This is a genomic window from Chitinophaga costaii (genome assembly GCF_900094705.1).
GTDB lineage: Bacteria > Bacteroidota > Bacteroidia > Chitinophagales > Chitinophagaceae > Chitinophaga > Chitinophaga costaii.
Map to the genome: position 1 here is coordinate 183,440 of NZ_FMAR01000002.1, position 21,336 is coordinate 204,775.

19 protein-coding genes are annotated in these 21,336 nt (G+C 45.8%); 10 read left to right on the forward strand and 9 right to left on the reverse strand.

The features are described from left to right. Window positions 1-129 precede the first annotated feature (129 nt). On the reverse strand, window positions 130-396 hold the full coding sequence (locus tag GA0116948_RS03885; protein ID WP_240619172.1) for a hypothetical protein: 267 nt from the start codon (window positions 394-396) through the stop codon (window positions 130-132). A 270-nt stretch (window positions 397-666) separates the two neighbouring features. On the opposite strand from GA0116948_RS03885, the gene GA0116948_RS03890 reads away from it, so the two are divergent. Together GA0116948_RS03890 and GA0116948_RS03895 are read left to right on the forward strand one after the other, a co-directional pair. Continuing rightward, window positions 667-1,557: a hydroxypyruvate isomerase family protein gene (locus GA0116948_RS03890; protein WP_089709234.1), complete on the forward strand. Its 891-nt coding sequence runs from the start codon at window positions 667-669 to the stop codon at window positions 1,555-1,557. A gap of 118 nt (window positions 1,558-1,675) precedes the next feature. Then, complete coding sequence (locus GA0116948_RS03895) at window positions 1,676-3,133, forward strand: amino acid permease (protein WP_089709236.1); 1,458 nt, start codon at window positions 1,676-1,678, stop codon at window positions 3,131-3,133. 50 nt (window positions 3,134-3,183) lie between these two features. Here GA0116948_RS03895 and GA0116948_RS03900 read toward each other — a convergent pair whose 3' ends face one another. Continuing rightward, window positions 3,184-3,726, reverse strand: a complete 543-nt coding sequence (locus tag GA0116948_RS03900) for a GNAT family N-acetyltransferase (protein ID WP_089709239.1) — start codon at window positions 3,724-3,726, stop codon at window positions 3,184-3,186. Window positions 3,727-4,836: 1,110 nt separating this feature from the next. Continuing rightward, the gene (gene mqnC / locus GA0116948_RS03905) at window positions 4,837-5,961 is read right to left on the reverse strand and encodes a cyclic dehypoxanthinyl futalosine synthase (protein WP_089709241.1); all 1,125 of its coding nucleotides are present in this window, start codon (window positions 5,959-5,961) and stop codon (window positions 4,837-4,839) included. Window positions 5,962-6,262: 301 nt separating this feature from the next. Between mqnC and GA0116948_RS03910 the strand changes: the two genes are divergently transcribed. The 4 genes from GA0116948_RS03910 to GA0116948_RS03925 all read left to right on the forward strand — a co-directional run bounded on the left by GA0116948_RS03910 (window position 6,263) and on the right by GA0116948_RS03925 (window position 10,746). Beyond that, window positions 6,263-7,465 (forward strand): aspartyl protease family protein, encoded by a 1,203-nt coding sequence (locus GA0116948_RS03910; protein ID WP_165798398.1) that lies wholly within the window; start codon window positions 6,263-6,265, stop codon window positions 7,463-7,465. Window positions 7,466-7,598: 133 nt separating this feature from the next. After that, window positions 7,599-8,840: a M16 family metallopeptidase gene (locus tag GA0116948_RS03915; RefSeq protein ID WP_089709561.1), complete on the forward strand. Its 1,242-nt coding sequence runs from the start codon at window positions 7,599-7,601 to the stop codon at window positions 8,838-8,840. A 39-nt stretch (window positions 8,841-8,879) separates the two neighbouring features. Further along, entirely contained in the window at window positions 8,880-10,160 is a 1,281-nt protein-coding gene (locus GA0116948_RS03920) for a M16 family metallopeptidase (protein WP_089709245.1), read from the forward strand. Between the two features lie 172 nt (window positions 10,161-10,332). Further along, window positions 10,333-10,746: a lysozyme inhibitor LprI family protein gene (locus tag GA0116948_RS03925; RefSeq protein WP_165798399.1), complete on the forward strand. Its 414-nt coding sequence runs from the start codon at window positions 10,333-10,335 to the stop codon at window positions 10,744-10,746. Window positions 10,747-10,846: 100 nt separating this feature from the next. On the opposite strand, the gene GA0116948_RS03930 is transcribed toward GA0116948_RS03925, so the two are convergent. Both GA0116948_RS03930 and GA0116948_RS03935 read right to left on the reverse strand, forming a co-directional pair. Next, entirely contained in the window at window positions 10,847-11,989 is a 1,143-nt protein-coding gene (locus GA0116948_RS03930) for a formimidoylglutamase (RefSeq protein WP_089709249.1), read from the reverse strand. A gap of 112 nt (window positions 11,990-12,101) precedes the next feature. Further along, window positions 12,102-12,350, reverse strand: a complete 249-nt coding sequence (locus tag GA0116948_RS03935) for a hypothetical protein (protein WP_089709251.1) — start codon at window positions 12,348-12,350, stop codon at window positions 12,102-12,104. 350 nt (window positions 12,351-12,700) lie between these two features. On the opposite strand from GA0116948_RS03935, the gene GA0116948_RS03940 reads away from it, so the two are divergent. Further along, on the forward strand, window positions 12,701-13,816 hold the full coding sequence (locus tag GA0116948_RS03940) for a glycosyltransferase (protein ID WP_089709253.1): 1,116 nt from the start codon (window positions 12,701-12,703) through the stop codon (window positions 13,814-13,816). A 63-nt stretch (window positions 13,817-13,879) separates the two neighbouring features. Here the strand turns inward: GA0116948_RS03940 and GA0116948_RS03945 are convergent, their stop codons facing one another. Further along, window positions 13,880-14,233 carry an arsenate reductase family protein gene (locus tag GA0116948_RS03945; protein ID WP_089709564.1) on the reverse strand — a complete coding sequence of 118 codons (354 nt, stop codon included), beginning with the start codon at window positions 14,231-14,233 and terminating at the stop codon, window positions 13,880-13,882. A 111-nt stretch (window positions 14,234-14,344) separates the two neighbouring features. Between GA0116948_RS03945 and polA the strand changes: the two genes are divergently transcribed. Both polA and GA0116948_RS03955 read left to right on the forward strand, forming a co-directional pair. Next, on the forward strand, window positions 14,345-17,155 hold the full coding sequence (gene polA / locus GA0116948_RS03950) for a DNA polymerase I (RefSeq protein WP_089709256.1): 2,811 nt from the start codon (window positions 14,345-14,347) through the stop codon (window positions 17,153-17,155). 190 nt (window positions 17,156-17,345) lie between these two features. After that, entirely contained in the window at window positions 17,346-17,894 is a 549-nt protein-coding gene (locus GA0116948_RS03955) for a GNAT family N-acetyltransferase (RefSeq protein WP_089709258.1), read from the forward strand. A gap of 17 nt (window positions 17,895-17,911) precedes the next feature. On the opposite strand, the gene GA0116948_RS03960 is transcribed toward GA0116948_RS03955, so the two are convergent. Then, a complete protein-coding gene (locus GA0116948_RS03960; RefSeq protein WP_089709259.1) occupies window positions 17,912-18,535 on the reverse strand; it encodes a hypothetical protein in 624 nt (207 codons plus the stop codon). A 267-nt stretch (window positions 18,536-18,802) separates the two neighbouring features. On the opposite strand from GA0116948_RS03960, the gene GA0116948_RS03965 reads away from it, so the two are divergent. Further along, window positions 18,803-20,626: a glycoside hydrolase family 9 protein gene (locus GA0116948_RS03965; protein WP_089709261.1), complete on the forward strand. Its 1,824-nt coding sequence runs from the start codon at window positions 18,803-18,805 to the stop codon at window positions 20,624-20,626. Window positions 20,627-20,677: 51 nt separating this feature from the next. Here the strand turns inward: GA0116948_RS03965 and GA0116948_RS21415 are convergent, their stop codons facing one another. Both GA0116948_RS21415 and tnpA read right to left on the reverse strand, forming a co-directional pair. Continuing rightward, the gene (locus tag GA0116948_RS21415) at window positions 20,678-20,839 is read right to left on the reverse strand and encodes a hypothetical protein (protein WP_205686087.1); all 162 of its coding nucleotides are present in this window, start codon (window positions 20,837-20,839) and stop codon (window positions 20,678-20,680) included. A 116-nt stretch (window positions 20,840-20,955) separates the two neighbouring features. Next, complete coding sequence (gene tnpA / locus GA0116948_RS03970) at window positions 20,956-21,276, reverse strand: IS66 family insertion sequence element accessory protein TnpA (protein ID WP_089709264.1); 321 nt, start codon at window positions 21,274-21,276, stop codon at window positions 20,956-20,958. Window positions 21,277-21,336 lie beyond the last annotated feature (60 nt).

Here is a 21,336-nt window from a genome sequence, read left to right on the forward strand (position 1 = left end):
GGGTGCGACACAGCGCCTGGCCATTGACTTTTCTAAGCAAATAAAAAGGCTGCATCCTGCTATCAGCATGCAGCCAGATACAATTCTCCTTGCGGGAAGAAAGGTATATATTGAGAAAGAAGATTTATATTATGGCACTACGGTGGCAAACTTTTGTTCGGTAGCGGTTTTCCGGCCATTTACCACGCGTTGAACCACCCAGCCCAGGGTGAAGCAGGGAATAATGTCTGTACCGGGGAATAATTCCTCCATAAAATTAAACACACCACCAAAGGCGGCAAAGGCGCTGCCACCAAACAGGCGGTAAAATATAAGCGCTGATATGGGTGCCCACAAAACGTCAGCCACCTCACCCACTACCGGAAAGGCATAACTGGCACAACCGATGAGATCCATGATAATACAAATTGTCAAATTCGGAGTAGTTTTTTTACTCATATCCACCTCACTTTTTTTTATTGTAGACAAATAGCTTACCAGATTTAGCCAATTTTCAGCGACAAATATTGTGATAGCCGACAGGCACTAAGCGAGGTAGCTCATCAATCATTCATAATCAGCCGGTTGAAGGTATTGGGGCAAATCCTTTCGAGCGAAAACTTATCGATGAAATAAATGATTCATAAATTTTTTCTATTAAATTCACGATCATTTTAATTATGCGTTATGCCAGAAAAACATTCCCGCCGACAAATGCTAAAGCAGGTAGCCACTGCGGCAATGGCGGCTACTGCGCTGCCCTCCCTGGCGGCATCCTTATCTTCCACTCATTCTTCTTCCACCATGCTTAAAGGAAACATTCATCACTCGGCCTGCGCCTGGTGTTATCCTAACATCCCACTAGACGATTTGTGTAAGGCATTTAAGGCTATGGGCCTGGAAGCCATTGACCTACTGGATCCTCCACAATTTGCTACTGCCCACAAATACGGGTTGGATTGCGGGATAGTGGCCAGCATTAACAAAGATTGGGATATTTATCGCGGCTGGAACCACATAGAACATCATGACCCGCTGGTAGAATACTACTATCATATGATCGATGAAACAGCCAATGCCGGATTTAAGAATCTTATTTGTTTTTCCGGCGCCCGAAAGGGGCTGGACGATGAACAGGGCTTGCTGAACTGTGCTGCCGGTCTTCAACGCATCATGCCTTACGCTGAAAAGAAAAAAGTGACTATTGTTATGGAGTTGTTGAATAGTAAAAAAGATCACCACGACTATCAGTGCGATCATACTGCTTGGGGCGCAGCGCTGGCACAAAAAATTGGATCCAATAATTTTAAACTTCTCTACGACATTTATCATATGCAGATCATGGAAGGTGATCTTATCCGTAATATCACGGATTACCATGCATACATTGCCCACTATCATACGGGTGGGGTACCAGGCCGGCATGAATTAGACGACACCCAAGAGATATTTTACCCAGCAGTAATGCGTGCTATTGTGGCCACTGGCTATAAGGGGTATGTGGCGCAAGAATTTGTTCCCACAGAAAAAGATCCCTTGTCCGCCCTGAAACGCTGTGTACAGATCTGCGATGTTTGAGTCCTCTTTTGATATACCTCGAAAAAGCTAATTAATTTTCAGGCAGGATAGAATGATGTTGGTACTGATGGCATCCGTATATTTGCCGCCAATTAGTCTACAAAATTTATAGAGTAATATGGGCCAAATATTCAAAAAGCCGCTTAACTGGTTGATACAGGAATCTGTTACCGACAACACGCATACCCTGAAACGCAGTCTTAGCGCTTTTCAGCTCGTAACACTTGGTTTGGGGGTGATTATTGGTGCTGGACTGTTTTCCCTAACTGGGCTGGCCGCAGCCAATAATGCAGGGCCGGCGGTAACACTATCTTTTGTTGTTTCGGCCGTTGGTTGCTGCTTTGCAGGGCTTTGTTACGCCGAGTTTTCTTCCATGATTCCCGTGGCGGGCAGTGCTTATACATATGCATATGCCACCATGGGTGAGCTGCTAGCCTGGATTATTGGTTGGGACCTTGTGCTGGAGTTCTCTGTGGGCGGAGCTACAGTTGCCATTAGCTGGTCAAACTATCTTACCGAATTTCTTAGGGCATACAATATTCATTTGCCTGTTCAGCTCCTGCGTTCCCCTTTTGAATCGGTAAAACTGGCAGACGGCTCGCTGGTAAATGCTTGGTTTAATCTTCCCGCCTTGCTAGTGGTGGTGGCCATGTCATTGCTGCTCATGCGGGGTACGAGGGGGTCGGCTATCTGGAATGCCATCGTGGTATCGTTGAAAGTGGGTGTGGTACTGGTTTTCATTGCGCTGGGCTGGAAATATATACAACCCGCCAATTACCATCCGTATATCCCAATAAATACTGGCCATTTTGGTGAATACGGTTGGTCTGGAATTTTACGGGGCGCAGGTGTGATCTTTTTTGTGTACCTGGGGTTTGATATGGTAAGCACTGCGGCCCAGGAGGCCAAGAATCCACAACGAAATATGCCCATTGGCATTCTGGGGTCGCTAGCCTTGTGTACGATATTATTCCTGCTATTCTCCCATGTGCTTACTGGCCTGGCGCCCTACCGGGAATTTAAAGATAGCGCGGCACCGGTAGCCGTAGCGCTAAAACATACGCCTTATATTTGGTTGTCGCAGGTGGTTTTGCTAGCCATTATTGTTGGGTATACTTCCGTGATCCTGGTAGATTTGCTGGCCCAGTCGCGCGTATTTTATGCGATGGCCAATGATGGTTTATTGCCGCCGGTCTTTGCTGCCATTCATTCCAGATACCGTACACCCTGGAAATCAAATATGTTGCTCTGTGTATTTGTGGGCGGCTTTGCAGCCCTGGTTCCTTTAAAGGTCGTGGGAGAAATGACGAGTATTGGCACCCTGTTAGCCTTTGTGATCGTTTGTTTGGGGGTATGGATTATGCGGGTGAAAATGCCGGACGTACCGCGCGCTTTTAAAACACCCTGGGTTCCTTTTGTACCAATTATGGGAGTGTTGGTGTGTGTGGTTATGATGGTGTCATTGCCCAAAGAAACCTGGTTGCGACTAGTAATCTGGATGGGCGCAGGCCTGGCTATTTATTACCTCTACGGGAGAAAAAACAGTAAGGTGCAGAAACATTATCGCTCCAAATAATGGAATACCGGCATATCAAATGCCGGCATTTTTGAATAGGATAAGCTGCATCAAACTTTAAAATCCTTTTTAAGCATTCCCATCACCACCATATCCACCAATTGCCCATGTAATTTGGCGCTGTGGCGTAATACACCTTCTTTTGCAAAACCTAATCGGATGGGAATTTTGCTGCTGCGTTCGTTTTGTAGGGCGAAGCGAATTTCTATTTTGTTGAGGTGTAATTCATCGAAGGCAAATTTCATCAGCGCACGGCAGCATTCCAGCGCGATGCCCTGGCCGCGGAAGGCCTCGCCCAGCCAGTAACCAATCTCGGCTTTTTGCAAGGAATGGTCCCAGCCATGTAGGTCCATTACGCCACAAAGTGCGTCACGTTGAAACATACCGAAGGCAATAGCATCTTGCTCGTCGGCCTTACGCAGCATAAGTTCTATGAAACGAAGGGAATGATCTTCTTTCACATTGTAATCTACCCAAGGAAGAAAACGCCGCAGCGTTTTACGGGAAGTATCGATCTGGTCGTAAACCAATGGGGCATCTGCTGGCAGTAATTGTCGCAGGCTCAATTGATCATTGACCTTGATTTCTAGCATATTAAGCAGCAATTTGTGTAGGTGCGCGGCAAAAATAGCGAATAAACAAACGGCATCGTGACGGATATGGGAAAATAAATTTCGGATAGAAAATTTGCTTGGATATAGACAATTATGCCCTGATGGTCATTATTTTCTGTGGTTAGCAACTAAAGAGGAACAATAATTGTTAAGAGAAGTATAAATTTGCGGAGATTCCGTTGCCCGTTCTTTGTTATGATGGTACTTATTATTTAAAAAGAAGGCGGGCAGAAGCCCACCCGCTGTTATGACTGTACTTATTACTATTTTAAATATCGCTATAGAGGACTAATCTAGTTTAAAAAGAAGCAGGCGGGCAGACGCCCACCCGCTGTTATGACTGTACTTATTACTATTTTAAATTTTATTAAGAGACAAACAAGTTTTAAAAAAGAAGCAGGCGGGCAGACGCCCACCCGCTGTAGGTTATGACTGTACTTATTACTCTCTTAAATATCTTTTTATATGCAAATGGGAAGAAGGTAGAAGGCAGGAGATAAAGCTATAAATAATTTCAATCACCTCGTTTCTTTCCATCACGATTATCAATTTCGATTAAGACTCTAATATGGCAAATAATACTCCGATTGTATTCGGCAAATCTGCTATTAACAATACTTTAAGCTTATTGTTAATGAAATACTAAGAAGTGCCGTTGCTTTGGAGAATTTTAAAAAAACAGGCATCTATATACCGTTTGGCCTTGATTGTATAGGTTATAATACTTTTTACTTACAACGCTTGCTGTGTATCTAAATTGCTTACCGGTTGAAAAATAACATAACCTTCCTTGGTGGCTCATCTCCACAGAAGATGCATCTGAGGTGCTCATCTCCCCAGCACTTCTAAATTAGCCAAAATAATGAACCTAACCAAGCAAAAGATACAAACGATGTCAGCAGAAAACGTTAAAATTTAGGTGGCAGTACCTGTGCAATTCTGACAGCATGACAATGACAATTATACAGATTTCTGCAATTTTTTACACATGTTATAAATTATCTCACTGTATTATACCGAAAAAGGGAAACCTATAAGCCATTGGCTTGCAGGTTTCCCTTTATTTTGTAAACTCCTTAAAGATCTTGGCTAGTACGTGATAATCTGCTCCTGAATATGCTGTGGCAGTTCGCGGAACTTGTACAGTTGTGTGCGCAGTTGCGGCTCAAAACCGGCATCCCGGATAGCTTCCTGGATAGATTTATAGGTAAAGCGGTGCGGTGCTCCGGCAGCGCTCACCACATTTTCCTCGATCATAATGGAGCCAAAATCATTAGCACCGGCATGCAGGCACAATTTAGCCACTTGTTTACCCACCGTCAGCCAAGAAGCCTGGATGTTCTTGACGTTTGGCAGCATAATGCGACTTAGCGCGATCATGCGGATATATTCTTCCGCAGTAGTTATATTGTGCACACCCCGGATACGGGCCAGCAATGTGTCTACGTCCTGGAAAGTCCAGGGAATGAAAGCCGTAAAGCCATAGTGACCTTCTGGTTTTTCGCTCTGCACCTGGCGGATGGCAGCCAAGTGTTCAAACCGTTCTAGCACCGTTTCCACGTGGCCAAACATCATGGTGGCAGATGTAGCAATGTTGAGTTTATGAGCCGCCCGCATTACATCCAGCCATTCCTGGGCACCACATTTACCTTTGGAAATAAGACGGCGAACCCGATCGTTCAGGATCTCGGCGCCGGCACCCGGCAGGCTGTCCATACCTGCAGCTTTCAGGGCTGTGAGTACTTCCAGATGTGTACTTTTTTCCAGTTTCGTGATATGGGCTACTTCTGGGGGACCCAGTGTATGCAAGCGGATATCGGGGAAAAGTCTTTTAAGTTCGGAGAATAGGTCTGTATAAAATTTCAGGCCCAGTTCCGGGTGATGGCCTCCTTGCAATAGTAGCTGATCGCCGCCATACTTAATGGTCTCCTCTATTTTACGTTTATATTCGTCAATGCTGGTAATGTAGGCATCGGCATGACCGGGAATGCGGTAAAAGTTACAAAACTTGCAATTGGCTACACACACATTGGTGGTGTTTACATTGCGGTCTATTTGCCAGGTAACTTTACCGTGTGGTACCTGTATTTTGCGCAGTTCGTTGGCTACCTGCATGAGGGCTGCCAGTGGGGCGTGTTCAAATAAATACACCCCTTCCTCCGGCGATAAAAAATCGAAATTCAGCGCACGCTGATATAAAGCTTCCAGTTGCATGATATTGTTCCTTGCTGACCTTACAAAGGTAGGGGAATTGACTATGAAATTTTGCATTCTTATTTGCCAGGTAATGTTTTCCTATGGCTATTTTTAATAAAGGGCAATAGGCCAGCGGTACATGATGACTGTTACCTGACATGGAGGTTCCTGAGGGTCAATCGGCGATTTGTGGCAGGCTAAGAATGCCGTTAATAGGGCGAAAACGACCCTTTATGGAAGTTTTGTTTTAATATATTCATTGCAGTGTATGTCATGATATATTTCCGTAAATTTAATGATAGCACGCCCCTTTTACCATATGCAAAGTAAAATTTTCCACGTACTGTTGCTATTGTTTACTATCTCATTCCTTACAAATGCTTTTGGTCAGCCAGGACGCAAGGAACAGGATAGCGCCATAGCCCACTTTCCCTTTAAGCAATATTTTGGAGGAGTTGTAGTAATTAAAGCTACCCTAGATCCCTGGCCCGACACCTTGCAATTTATTTTCGATACTGGAAGCGCCGGGATTTCTTTGGATAGCTCCGCATGTTTACGGTTAGGTGTTGCTGCTAGTCCTTCATCTACCGTGATCCGGGGCCTGGGCGGCTCCCGTAAAGCTAATTTTGTATACAACCGCAAGCTGCGTTTTCCTTGTTTTGAGCTGGATAGTCTTAATTTTCATGTGAACGATTACGAATCCATTTCAGAAGTGTATGGCTTTCGTGTGGATGGTATTATCGGGTATAGCCTTATATGCCGCTATATCGTACAAGTTGATTTTGATAAGGAAGAAATACGCCTCTATCCCAAAGGAAATTTCCGGTACCCCAAAGGCGGTACCATGCTGAAACTCTCTATGAACATGATTCCAGTGGTGAAGGCTCCAATTCGCAATGGTAAAGGGCAGGCACTGGGCTATTATTATTTTGATACCGGTGCTGGTATGTGCCTGCTACTCTCCAATCAGTTCTCAATAGACAGCAGTTTGTTTAAGCGCCGCAAATTTAAGCGTACGCCTACGCAGGCAGAGGGACTAAATGGTAAAGTGAATATGGACATTACCACCATGGAAGAATTCCGGCTTGGCAATTACACGTTTAAAAATGTACCCACCTATCTCTTCGATGATGAGGCAAATATCACGCAATATCCTTCCTTGGGCGGCCTGATAGGTAATGACCTGTTGCGCCGTTTTAATCTAACCCTGAATTACGCCCAAAAGGAAATTCACCTGGAGCCAAACAGCCACTTTCGCGAGCCCTTTGATTACTCCTATACCGGACTCATTTTTTACCTGATCAATGACAGGGTGGTTGTGATGCAAGTGATAGCAAATTCCCCTGCAGAAAGGGCTGGTTTCCGAGTTGGAGATGAAGTACTGGCGGTGAACAAAATCTTTACCAACAACCTAATGATATATCGTGAGCAGTTAAAAAATACCGGCACCAAGGTAGAACTCCTGATCCGCCGGGGCAATGAAATGATGGTGAAAAAACTGCCGGTTAAAAGCATTCTCTGAGCCTTTGCCATGCCAGAAGGTCATATTTCCCCAAATGGCCCGTTCCTTGATTCATACTTCCAAACACTGGCACCTTTGGCAGGCGTGTGGATATTATCCTTATTATTGCAAGCAATATCAACCCGTAACAATTATGATTCATTACGATAAATTTACACTGGAGAATGGCCTGCGGGTTTTAGTGCATGAAGATCAAACAACGCCGATGGCTGTTGTAAACGTGTTGTATGATGTGGGCTCGCGCGACGAAAATCCAGCCCAGACGGGTTTTGCCCATCTTTTTGAGCACCTTATGTTTGGCGGCTCGGTGAACATTCCTGACTACGATGAGCCTTTGCAGATGGCAGGCGGCGAAAACAATGCTTACACTACCAACGACCTCACCAACTATTACATACAACTGCCCGCTGAAAATATAGAAACAGCTTTTTGGTTGGAAAGCGACCGTATGATGTCGCTGGCATTTAGTAAAAAAAGCCTGGAAGTGCAGCGGAAGGTGGTGGTGGAAGAATTTAAGGAGCATTATATCAACAAACCTTACGGTGATGTATGGGCTAAAATACGTGAGCTGGCCTATACCACGCATCCTTATCGATGGATGACTATTGGAAAAGAGCTGAGTCACATTGAAAATGCAAAACTTGAAGATGTGAAAGCATTTTTCTTTAAACATTATACCCCGGTAAACGCCATCCTGGTAGTAGGCGGCAAAGTAACGTTGGCCCAGGTAAAGGAGCTGGCTGAGAAATGGTTTGGCGATATTCCCGGTGGTGAAAAATATGAACGTCATTTGCCCCAGGAGCCGGCCCAAACGGCCGCCCGCAAACTGGAAATAAAAGCCAAGGTGCCATTAGACGCTTTGTATAAGAGCTACCCTATGTATCCACGCTCTGATCGCCGTTATTACGCGGCAGACCTGGTAGCCGATATTCTTGGCGGTGGCAGCTCCAGCCGGCTACACCAGGTGCTGGTAAAAGAAAAAAAGCTGTTCAGCAACATAGATTGTTATCATTTTGGCAGTTTGGATGCCGGCCTGATTACCATAGAAGGTAAACTGGTAAAAGGAGTGAAAATGGAAGATGCGGACACCGCCATCAAGGAAGAGATCCGCAAGCTGCAAAGTGAAGATATCAACGAACGTGAATTGCAGAAAGTGAAAAACCGTGTGGAAAGCATGCTGGCATTTGAAGACATCAGCCTCCTGAGCCGTGCCAATAACCTTGCTTTTTATGAGCTGATGGGCGATGCCTCCCTGATGAACTCCGAGTTTGCCAACTACGATCAGGTAACAGCAGAAGAGGTACATGCAGAAACACTTGCGCTGCTGGACGACAAAAATTCTAATACACTTTACTATTACGCAGATAACCAGTAACGATCAAATTGCAAAAGACTGGATAAAATAATTGCACCCATGAACAGATCAAACGCCCCGGCGATAAAGGATGCAGTGGAATTTGACGTGCTACTGAAACCGTACGAAAAGTTTACGCTGGATAATGGTATTCCCGTATACGTTGTGAAAGCAGCGGAACAAGATACTTTACAATTGGAACTGGTGTTTCCGGCAGGAAGCTGGCACGAAACAGAAAGCTTGGTAGCCACGGCGACCAATTTCCTGATGAAAAATGGCACTGCACATCACAGCGCACTAGAAATCAATGAAGCCATTGATTATTACGGTGCATACCTGAACCGAACCTGTGCGCATGAAAACGCCACCTATACCCTGCACTGCCTGAGCAAACATCTGCCCGCGCTAATGCCCACCTTACAAGCGGTGATCCAGGAGCCCAGCTTCCCGGAAGAGGAATTAGCCATTTATAAGCAGAATATGAAACAGCGGCTGGTGGTAAACTTGCAAAAAAGCGAATTCGTGGCCAACCGGTATATCGATAAATACCTCTTCGGAGAATTTCACCCTTATGGCCGTGTAAGTTCGATGGAGGGTTATGACGCTTTGCAAACGGAAACGTTGAAAACATTTTACCAGCGGCATTATACGTATAATAACTGCCGTATTTTTATGGCGGGCAATGTGCCAGGCAATGCGATCGATTTATTGAACGAGCGTTTTGGTAAAGCGCAGTGGAATGGCAATTCTCATATCGTAAAACCGGAGTTGCCTATCCAGCCTGCGGAAGAGAAAAAGTATCGCATATTCAATGATGAGAATGGGGTGCAGGGTTCTATCCGTATAGCGCGTCCTTTCCCGAACCGCTACCATCCTGATTTTTCTAAGATGCTAGTGCTTAACACCATTTTTGGCGGTTACTTTGGTTCCCGTTTGATGAATAATATCCGCGAGGAAAAAGGATATACCTATGGTATTCATTCCCAGGTGCATAATTTCCGCCAGACCAGTGCCATCAATATCACTACCGAGGCCGGCCGCGATGTTTGTGAGGCGGCTATCGTGGAGATCTACAAGGAAATGGAACGTTTGCAAACGGAACTTATTCCGGAGGATGAGATTAGCCTGGTGCGTAACTACATGATAGGTGCTATACTGGGAGACCTGGACGGGGCCTTCCACATCATCACCCGCTGGAAAAATCTTATTTTGAACGACCTAGACGAGCATTACTTCTACAACAACATTCGCATGATCAAGGAAATTTCTGTAGAGGAGCTGCAACACCTTGCAAAGTTATACTACAATCCAGGCGAATTTTATGAGCTGGTGGTAATATAACAGGTACGGATATACGTTTTATGAAAACGCTGGGTACATAAATGCCCGGCGTTTTTATAATCAAATCATATTTCAATTAATTGAAATATGAAATATCTAACATAGATTTGCGGCGTTGTTTTCTGAAGGTCATTCTTGTAGAATGCAAGAAAACTGCTTTGTAAATATGCCTATGAAAGTAATTTTATTCTTGTTGTTTACCCTGTTAACCGGCGCTGTAGCCATGGCGCAATCCAGGACAGCACTAGATTCCTTGGATAAAAGCTACCAGCAATGCCTTGCCGCCCGATCAGGCAATTTGTATGGTTGCGTACTTACCTACTATAAAGGTATGGACAGCCTGTTACAACACAGCTATCAAACTTTGTATGCCAGGCTGGATACTGCCCGCCAGCGTAGCCTGCGAGTGGAACAGCAAAACTGGGAAGAAAAAAAAGCCGCTTATTTTGATTTATTGGATGCAAGAGTAGGTAAGATGGAGAAAAAAACACCGGACGGCCTGGATGACCGTATGATTTCAACGGACAATAAAGCCGCTTACCTGCGCAACCGGGTAGTACAATTAAGTGTACTAAGTAACAAGTAATGGTTATTATTAAAAAATGCTGGGGAAAGCACGGGCATTCCCCAGCATGTATATTTAATCATGATCAGCCACGTAAAAATGCAGGACGGTCTTCTTGAAATTATAATCTTTCCTGGTGTCGCAGCCATCTTTCCGGCATTTCATTATTGCTGGCCAGCAGGTAGTCGTGGTGAGAGCAGGGTACAAAGTCTTTGCCTGGCAATTGCATCCACCAGCGCTGTGTTTTTTTGCTTTTCAGAAATATGGTTTCTATATCGGCACCAGCAATGTGAAATTCCCAAAACGATTCCCGGTCTTTCAGGTCGGCTTCGCGGTTTTTCACTGCGCGGCCATCTATGAAGTACCAAAGCATTTGCGATATCTGTTTTGCCGTCATAAGATTTTTATCGGCGGCTACCTTATAACCGTATATACCAAAAGTGCTCAGGCGGCTGCTCATGCCGGCGTAGCGCGCCAGGGTGCAGGCTTCCTCACCGGAGAGTCCATTGGGCGAAATGGCGGTAGCTGGCGCATCGCCGGCGCGTAGCACGTTCATGTCCAAACTAAACAGGTCGGTGTGGCGTAGCACGGGTTCTATCTCTTCAAGGTTTTCGCGTACGCGGCCCAGGCGGTAACAGTCGAAACGAAGTTTATCCAGCGTTTCCAACATCTGGGGATGCACGTAGTAACTCTGGAAGGCCAGGTGATTATAATGTTTAATGTAATTAGGCTGTTCTGTGAGCATGTCCATTAGAAAACCATGGTCCCGGCGTGGGGAGGCTTCCTGGAGGTCAATGAGGGCATCGGCGACGGTGGCTTCAATGATAAATTGGCGGGAGGCGTAGGCCTGGTATTGGCCGTAGGTAAGATCGTGTGAGCCGCCCAGGATGACGATGGTTTTGCCGGCGCTGATAAGGGGGCTGAGAACTTCGGTCAGCGCGGTATAGGCATCGCCCAAACCCTTTCCTGGCAAGAGATTCCCGATATCGGCTAAATGCACATCTGTGTGCCAGTAATATAAATTGTAAAGTTCACGACGAATGGCGTTAGGGCCTTCAGGGCCGGTACGTGGTGGAAAGCTGCCCCGTTCCTCACCTACACCCAGCAAGATAATGTCTGCCTTATCCAGATCGGGAAAAAGCGTTTCCGTTTCATAGGTATCAATTACGCCGCCTATTTGCACGGCTTCGTATTCCTGGTCATCGTTCAACCAGTTTTTAGATACAGGCTCAATAAAATCTTGTAAATGCGTCAAATCTGCCATCAGATAAACCAGTTGTTTGCCGGCAAACCTACAACAAGAATTTTAAAACACGAATTACAGGAAAGACTATAGCGTGCGTGCTACTTGAAAAAGAAAGGTATAGGCCCTCGTGTTAGTTTTTATGTACAATAAACTCGAAAGGCTTTGGTGTTTTCCGTGCAAAAGCTTTCAGCAGCGTGCTGCGTTTGTTGCTGATGCGGGTTTTGTTGCAATCCACCACTTCCGTTATACTCACCACATAGTCCATCGTTTCAATTATGCTCAACATCTCACTGATCTGTTTTACCGCAGATTGAATCTGTTGTTCATTATAACGATCTTCGTGTAGTAAGATCAATAAATCTCTTTCTACCGGTTTCATGGAAATAAATTTGTTTGTCCTTTAGAATAATTTCTGTTCCACAGGCGCTTTCATCGGAATAAGGATAGTCAGTAAATAATGATTAATGCATGCGCTTTTTGTTCATCGTGGGACACCCGCAATCGTTCTTTTTCAGGACGCTACATGATTCACAAAATAAACTTCCACACAAACAAAGGATCAGTATCCATTTAATTTTCATACTGCAGTTTAAGATTCTTCTCACTCTTCCAAGTACTATTAAAGTGTCAATTTTAAAAAAAGGTACTGCCAACGGAATAAAGGAATTTACAATTTCTTAACTGGAATTCTTCTAATTTAGAACTAAATTCGCAGAAAATTAACATTTTTTGTCCACACCTTTCCCGCCTGTAAAGATTCTGATAGTCCCGCTGGACTGGGGTCTTGGTCATGCCACACGCGACATTCCTATTATTCATGAACTATTAAACGCTGGCTGTACGGTACTTATTGCCGCTGAGGGGAAACATGCCGCATTATTGAGTCAGGAGTTTCCACAATTGACCATTCTTCCCTTGAGAGGCTACCGCATTGCCTATGCGCAAAAAGGTAAGTTCTTCGGACTCAAGATTATACAACAAATACCCCAAATATTGAGTGCTATACGCAATGAGCGGCGCTGGCTCCGCGCGTTGCTAAAAACCCACCAGGTAGACGCCGTGATCTCCGACAATCGGTTTGGGCTTTATCACAAAGATTTTCCCACGGTAATTATTTCCCACCAGTTGCTGATCAAAACGCCCTATGGCGGATGGCCGGAACGGTGGTTAAAGGCCTTGAATTACCGTTATATCCGCAAATACCGGCATTGTTGGGTGCCCGACTATGCTGGGGCTAACAATCTTTCCGGCGAATTGTCGCACCCCCACCCGCTGCCGCCCAATGTGCAGTACCTGGGCTGCCTGTCGCGCTTTGAGCTACAAGAAAATGTGCCGCAGCAATACGACTTGCTAGTCCTGATTTCCGGCCCGGAACCACAACGCACCAACCTGGAAAACCTGGTGTTATCACAAATACGCCACCTGCCCATCAAAGCGCTGATCGTAAGCGGAAAGCCCGGCACGCCGGAAATGACCCAGGTATCGGACAGTGTGCAACAGGTAAATCATATGAACGCCACACAACTGAACGAGGCCATGCAGGCAGCAGCCATGGTGCTGAGCCGATCTGGCTATACCACATTGATGGATTTGACCAAACTAAACAAAAAGGCCATCCTAGTGCCTACTCCTGGCCAGTCTGAACAAGTATACCTGGGCGAGTGGCTGATGGAAAAGGGATATTTTTATAGCGTAAAACAGGAAGATTTCGACTTGGTAAAAGTATTGGAAGCGGTAAAAACCTTCCCTTTCAAATCTTTTGGTAAACTGGACATGGACATCTATAAAGGCATTGTCCGTGATTTTGCGCAGGAAGTGAAAGATAGCAAGCTGGCGGGGAGGTGATACATAATTGGCAAATTTATAAAGACGGGCATCCTTCACGATGCCCGTTTTTATCGTTAAAAGCTATGCAGTGGCCTCTACCAGCCCAGCTATGGCATCCTTGCCATTGCCAATAAATATCTGATTGCCCACAATTGTTACCGGGCGTTTTAAAAAAGAGTATTCTTCCAGGATAAGATTTTTATAATCATCTTCGGTAAGTTGTTTTTCGTGCAGGCCCCGTGAGCGGTACTGCTGGGATTTACGACTGAACAGGGCTTCATAACTGCCAACCAGTTTATGCATTTCCTCCAATTGCTCGGAAGTGATCTTTTCGGTCTTGATATTTTGCAAGGTAAAGCCCTTAGATGGCAGACCGGCGGCATCGATAATTTTTTTGCAGGTGCTGCACGTGGAAAGATGATAACATTTATTCATGCGCATGATAATTTTGCGCAAAGATACTAAAAGCCAGCATGGGCGGCAGCCACAGGGGTTCACGTATAACTTGGTTTTGTGTATTACCTGAAAAACGTGTAGGTTTATCGCATGCAAAAGAAATTGTTTTTACTGGATGCCATGGCCCTCATTTACCGGGCTTATTATGCACTGATCCGTAATCCACGGCTCACCAGCAAAGGGCGCAACACCAATGCGCAATTTGGATTTACCACTACCCTGCTAGATCTGATCAATAAAGAAAATCCTACCCACATGGCGGTGGCTTTTGATACGCTGGCGCCTACCGAACGACATACCACTTTCACCGAATACAAAGCCAACCGCGAAGACGCTCCGGAAGACCTGATGGCCGCACTGCCAGATATAAAACGCATTATTGAAGGCTTTAACATACCGGTGATAGAAGTAGACGGTTATGAAGCAGATGATGTGATCGGCACCCTGGCCTGGCAGGCCGGCGATGCGGGCTACGACGTATTTATGGTAACGCCAGATAAAGACTATGGCCAGTTGGTACGCCCCAACGTAAAAATCTGGAAACCGCCTTACATGGGCAGCAAAGAAGAAGTGATGGGGCCGGAAGAAATATGCGCAAAATGGCAGATCAGGGATGTACACCAGGTGATAGACATCCTGGGCCTGATGGGCGATGCGGTGGATAACATCCCAGGTATTGCCGGGGTGGGAGAAAAAACGGCCATGAAGCTGCTGGCGGAATACCATAGCCTTGAAAATGTGTTGGAAAATGCCGACAAGATTGGCGGTAAAATGGGAGAGAAAATTAAAGCGGGCCGAGACAATGCCCTGCTCTCAAAACAACTGGCCACTATTATCACCGATGTGCCGGTTAGCTTCCATGAAGAACAATTTTGCCTGAAAGCGCCCGATAAAGAAAAACTTGCGGCTGTTTTCAATGAGTTGGAATTCAGAAACCTTAGCAAACGAATTTTGGGAGAGCCTGCTGAAATACCCGCCAAAGCCCGGGTACAACAGACGGATCTTTTTGGTCAGATAGTAGAAAATTCCGCCGCTGAAGCACCTTTGCCAGTGGTGGAAGAGCCGGGAGTAGACGTATACCGCGCTGAGAACAATATTAACAACACTCCGCATGATTATAAACTAGCCCAAGCGCCTGAGGCGCTAAAAGCCTTATTAGATGAACTACTGCGGCATGACGAGGTATCCTTTGATACGGAAACTACCGGTACAGATCCAAATAATGTGAGTATTGTAGGTATGAGCTTTTCGGTAAAAAGCGGGGAAGGCTGGTATGTACCTATACCCGAAGAGCGCGAAGCTGCCATTGCTATCCTGCAGGTCTTTCAGCCTCTGTTCGACCGCGAAGATGTAACCATTATTGGTCAAAATATCAAGTACGACCTGATTGTACTGAAATGGTATGGCTTTACCCTGAAAGGCAAACTCTTCGACACCATGCTGGCTCACTACCTCATAGAGCCAGAAGGCCGGCGCGGCATGGATTTACTCAGCGCTCAATACCTTCATTATGAACCGGTACACATTGAAGAGCTGATTGGCAAAAAAGGCAAAGGTCAGGGCAATATGCGGGATGTGGAAGTGGAAAAGATTAAAGATTATGCAGCAGAAGACGCAGATATTACCTTGCAGCTGAAGGAAAAGTTTATTCCTTTACTTACCGCGCGCACGGTGGAAAAGGTGTTTTATGAAGTAGAAACACCGCTGGTAAAAGTGTTGACCGACATGGAGTATGAAGGTATTAAAATAGACATCAACGTATTGCAGGATTATTCCAGAGAGTTGGAGACCGAGATCAAGCGGGCAGAAGAAAGCGTGTACAGCCAGGCTGGCGTGCGCTTTAACCTGGCGTCGCCCAAACAACTGGGAGAAGTATTGTTTGAAAAACTGCAATTGGACCCCAAGGCTAAGAAAACCCGCACAGGGCAGTATGCCACCGGAGAAGATGTGTTGTCCAGGCTTGCTAACAAACACCAGATTGTGGAAGATATCCTGGTATTCCGTGAACTGAGCAAATTGAAATCTACTTACGTAGATGCGTTGCCGTTAATGATTAACCGGCGTACAGGCCGGGTGCATACTTCCTACAACCAGGCAGTAGCGGTAACCGGACGTTTAAGTTCCAACAATCCTAACCTGCAGAACATACCCATCCGTACCGACCGTGGGCGTGAGGTGCGAAAAGCTTTTGTACCCAGGGATGCGGAGCATATGCTGGTTTCGGCGGATTACTCGCAGATAGAATTGCGCATCATTGCAGCCATTAGTGAAGATGCGCAGATGCTCTCCGCCTTCCGTGAAGGGTTAGACATACATGCTGCCACTGCGGCCAAGGTATATGGTGTGGAAATAGACGCCGTAACACCTGAAATGCGACGTAACGCGAAAAGTGTAAACTTCGGTATAATTTACGGGGTAAGTGCTTTTGGATTGTCGGAAAACCTGGGCATTGCACGCAGCGAGGCCAAATTACTTATCGACAACTATTTTGCCCAATACCCGGCTATTAAACAATATATGGAAGACCAGATAACTTCCGCACAGCGCAAGGGTTATGTAGAAACCTTGCTGGGCCGTAAACGCTGGCTAAAAGATATTAATTCTTCCAATGCCGTGGTACGGGGTTATGCAGAGCGCAATGCCATCAATATGCCTATACAGGGAACAGCGGCAGACATGATCAAACTGGCCATGATATCCATTCATGATACCTTTAAAAAAGAAGGGCTTCGCTCCCGTATGATCCTGCAAGTACACGATGAGTTAGTGTTTGACGTACACCAATCAGAACTGGAAATTGTGAAACCCATTATCCTGGAGGGTATGCGCAATGCCATGCCCTTGGCCGTTCCCATTGATGCGGAGTTAGGTGTGGGTGCAAACTGGTTGCAGGCTCACTAAACAAGCATTGATACTACAAACATATCATGGAAGTGTACATCAAAACACTTCCTTTTTTATGGTGTGATGCTATGAAGTATCAAATTTATATTGTACTTTTTTGGTACCATAAATCGTAAACCAGTTTTACTAAATAAACAAGGCAGCCTGATAGAAAACCTATAATTAACGAATCACCGTTTAATATAAAATGCAAACCTCAAGACTACATTTAATATTCTGCAAGCTGGAATATTTTGAAGCTTTGTTGCATGGTCCACAGCATCTGGCTGAACTGCTTGCGATAAAAATTCCGGAGCATTGGCCACCGTACACTGAATTGGTGCTGGTGGCTTATGACAAGCTGCGCAACCATCCCGAACTGGATGGCTGGTTCTTTTACCTGGTTGTGCATAAAACAGATCGTACGCTTATTGGTACCGGTGGGTTTAAGTCGCTGCCCGATGCCAATGGGGTCGTGGAGGTAGGCTATGAAGTTCAGGAAGATTACCGGGAGCAGGGCTATGGCACCGAACTGTTGGAAGCCCTTATCGATTATGCATTTGCGCATGCAGCGGTAACTGAAGTAATTGCGCATACACTGGAAGAATATAATGCTACGGTTAAGGTGTTACAGAAATGCGGTCTCACCTTTGCCGGCAGTATGCCTACTGACGATGAACCCCTGTGGCGCTGGTCGCTGCGGCGGGAAGTATACGAACGTAAAGTTATTACCCAAACGGAAAAAATATTGAGTTAACCGCTATCCATCCTTTATCAATAAAAATTTTCCCGCTCTACCTTAAAAGCCCGATCAAAATGATCTACCACCTGTGCTGGTGGTGTAGTACCTGGTATCAACTGGCGCAGGGGTAGTATAATCTTTGGGAATTCATCCACAAAATCAAGGTGGCGGAATAATGGCAGGTTATGCACCTTCATCAGCGCTGTAAAAGCGGGTTGCTCATTACCCCAGAACTTTATGTATTTGCAACTGCTCACCGCCAGTTCTGTAAGTTGCTCGCGGGTATTGGAGAGCAGTCCAAATTCCAAGGCACAATCTTTCGTTAGCTCGGTTTGGTATTTAGAAAAATGTTGTAGGATGTAAGAAGTAGGTTGCAGGTTGGTGGTGAGGGTATCCTGCGCTGCTTCATTGTATACAGCACTGGCGCTTGCCGGAAACATGGCTGCCAGGGCCAGGAAGAGGTGCCAGAGCCTGGAATTATCCACATTGATCTCCGCATAAAATTTATAAGGCAGCTGCGGTGTATGATTGGGTTGCAAGGTGTAGCCGGGCCGGATATTGGCTTCCCGCCTTTTCTCTAGTATTTCATCAATATCCGGCCTATCCGGCATCTCGTCGGGTGTAGGTACACGAAGGGTGATGGGCAGTTCTAACATGCAGCCAATATACGATGAATGTTATATTTGTGACGTATAAATCATCCTAATGTGCAATCATCAAGAACTTACCACTCGTTATGGCCACACTGGATAGCATTTATTGTAGGCTTTTCAATTTTACTGGCAACTTCCAGCGCAGGTGTGCTATTTACCTTTATAAAAGTGATGAGCGGGCTTGCAAATATGCCCGTTGATGAGTAGCTTGTTAGCCCCCGGCTAAGAGGGCCCGAATGATTTGCTTGTTTCTAAATACGTACTAACAACATGAAATACCTCCTTACGTTTGGTCTTGCCATAGGCTTTTCGGCGAGCTTGTTTGCACAAAATTTTAAGGTAGTTACCAATCATGTGGGCTATGAAACCCTGGGCGATAAAAAAGCCGTAATAGTTGCTACTGCGCCCATTTATGGGGTAAACAACTTCCAGGTGGTAGATGAAAATAATCAGACCGTTTTTACCGGCACTCCGATACCCCAAGGCCAGGTAAAAAAATGGAAAAATTGGTTGTTCTGGACACTGGATTTTTCTCCACTTACAAAAAAAGGTACTTACCGCATTGAGGTGAAAGCGGATAAAACCAGTCAGTTTTCCTATCCCTTCCAGGTAGACGATGATGTGCTGGAGCGCTATACCTTGTCTGATGTGGTATATTATTTTAAGAGCCAGCGCTGCAGTGGATTGCTGGATCAGGCAGATCGTCATTTATCCTTTGAACGCAAGCCGGGTAATATAGACGCGCATGGCGGCTGGTACGATGCCACCGGCGATTATGGCAAACATTTATCCCACCTTTCCTTCTCCAATTATTTTAATCCGCAACAGATCAGCCTCACGGCATACAGCTTGTTCAAAACATTGGAACAATTGGAAAAACGTCCAGGCAACAGCTTCCGCCAATATAAACGACGGGTGTTTGATGAAGCTATGTACGGGGCAGATTACCTGGTGCGGATGCAGGTGAAAGATGGCTCCTTCTACCGATCAGTAGGCGCTCCTGGCCCGGGCAAGCTGGCCAAAGATCGCGTTATACAAGCGGAGGGCAAAGGGTTCATTATAAAAACCTCTGAAAATCAAACCCTGCACGGCGAACCTTCTGCACAGGAAGATGTAAAGGCCTACCAGGTGGGTTACCGTGCAGGCGGTGGATTATCTATTGCTGCCCTGGCCATGGCGGCCCGTGTAGATAGCGGTGGTGAATTCAATCGCAGCGAATACCTGGCTGCCGCTGAGCGCGCCTTTAAGTTTCTGGAAGCTAACAACGCCGCTGTGCTATATGATGGTAAAGAAAACATTCTCGATGATTACTGCGCACTTACCGCCGCTACAGAACTCTACAAAACCACACACCTTAAAACTTACCGGGAAGCGGCAGACAAACGTGCCTTCAGCCTCTGTAGCCGCCTGGTATCCGGCTATGGAGAAACCGATTACTGGCGTGCAGACGATGGTACACGCCCCTTCTTCCACCCTTCGGATGCAGGGCTGCCAGTAGTAAGTTTGCTGTATTACCTGGATATAACGGATACGAATACACGTAATAAAATATTGGCAGTTATTAAGCGCTCCCTGCAACACGAGTTAAACATTACAGGAGCCGTAAGCAACCCTTTTGGGTATGGCAGACAATTGGTGCAGGATACTGCCGGTAAGCGATACCCCTCCTTTTTCTTCCCGCACAATGCAGAGACCACGCCTTGGTGGCAGGGAGAAAACGCACGTCTGGGTTCTCTTGCCACGGCTGCACGTTTGGCAGCAAACTATTTCGCCAACGATACCTCCTTCCGCCATCACCTGCGCACATATGCGACAGATCAACTGAACTGGATATTAGGTCTAAATCCTTTTGATGCCAGCATGTTGCAAGGCACCGGGCATAACAACCCTGCATATGGATTCTTTAATACGTTTGAATACACCAATGCGCCCGGTGGCATTATCAACGGCATTACTGCAGGCCTTGATGATACAGATGATATTGATCTGAATCTTTCTTATGCGCAAACGGGCAAAGATTATGATTGGCGCTGGGCGGAACAATGGCTGCCCCATACAGCGTGGTACCTGCTGGCGGTAAGTGTGGGGGAATAATGTAAAAGGTTGGCAGCAGGCCAGGTATATTCCTTTACGGATTAATGTGTATCATGCCCTGAACGTAAGCGGAGCGGAGGTTGTTTGTTTTTTAAAATAGTTGGAAAAGTGTGCCACTTCGTCGAAACCGAGCGAATAGGCAATGTCTGCTACGTTGATAGTCAAAATATACCAGCGGAGCATTCCCCGCCTGATAGATCCAAAAATAGTCATTGTGTGTATCTTTCGGCTTTTTCTTATCCAATACCTTGATCCGGGTTTAATCGGCAAGCCAATATTGGTAGTGCAGCATTTCCTTTAACAAAGCATCTTCCAGCGGTTTTATTAGTTCAGCGTTCCTTTAACAGTTCATTTAGATACGAGGCGGTTATCGCCTGATAAAGCTTTATGCCTCTTACTTCGGCAAATAATCCCTGCGAAGTCCCAACAGGCCGAGGATATTCTACCCGTAGCTCAATAAAACCGCCTTGACTACCAAGCTCGTTACGCTCCAGGTGATACTTCTTTTGCCAGTAGTAAAACACACCCTGCTTCAAACCATGCTGTTGACAAAACGCCTTAACTGTCATAGTGCTTTTGTTGCGCTTGGTTATCAGCCCTAACATAGCTTCTTTACTGCGGGTGCCGCCAAGCGTAGATCGTAATGGCATTTATCATTTTTTTACTAACCGCAAGCATAGATGACTTTTTAATTCATTTGGACCTGTACT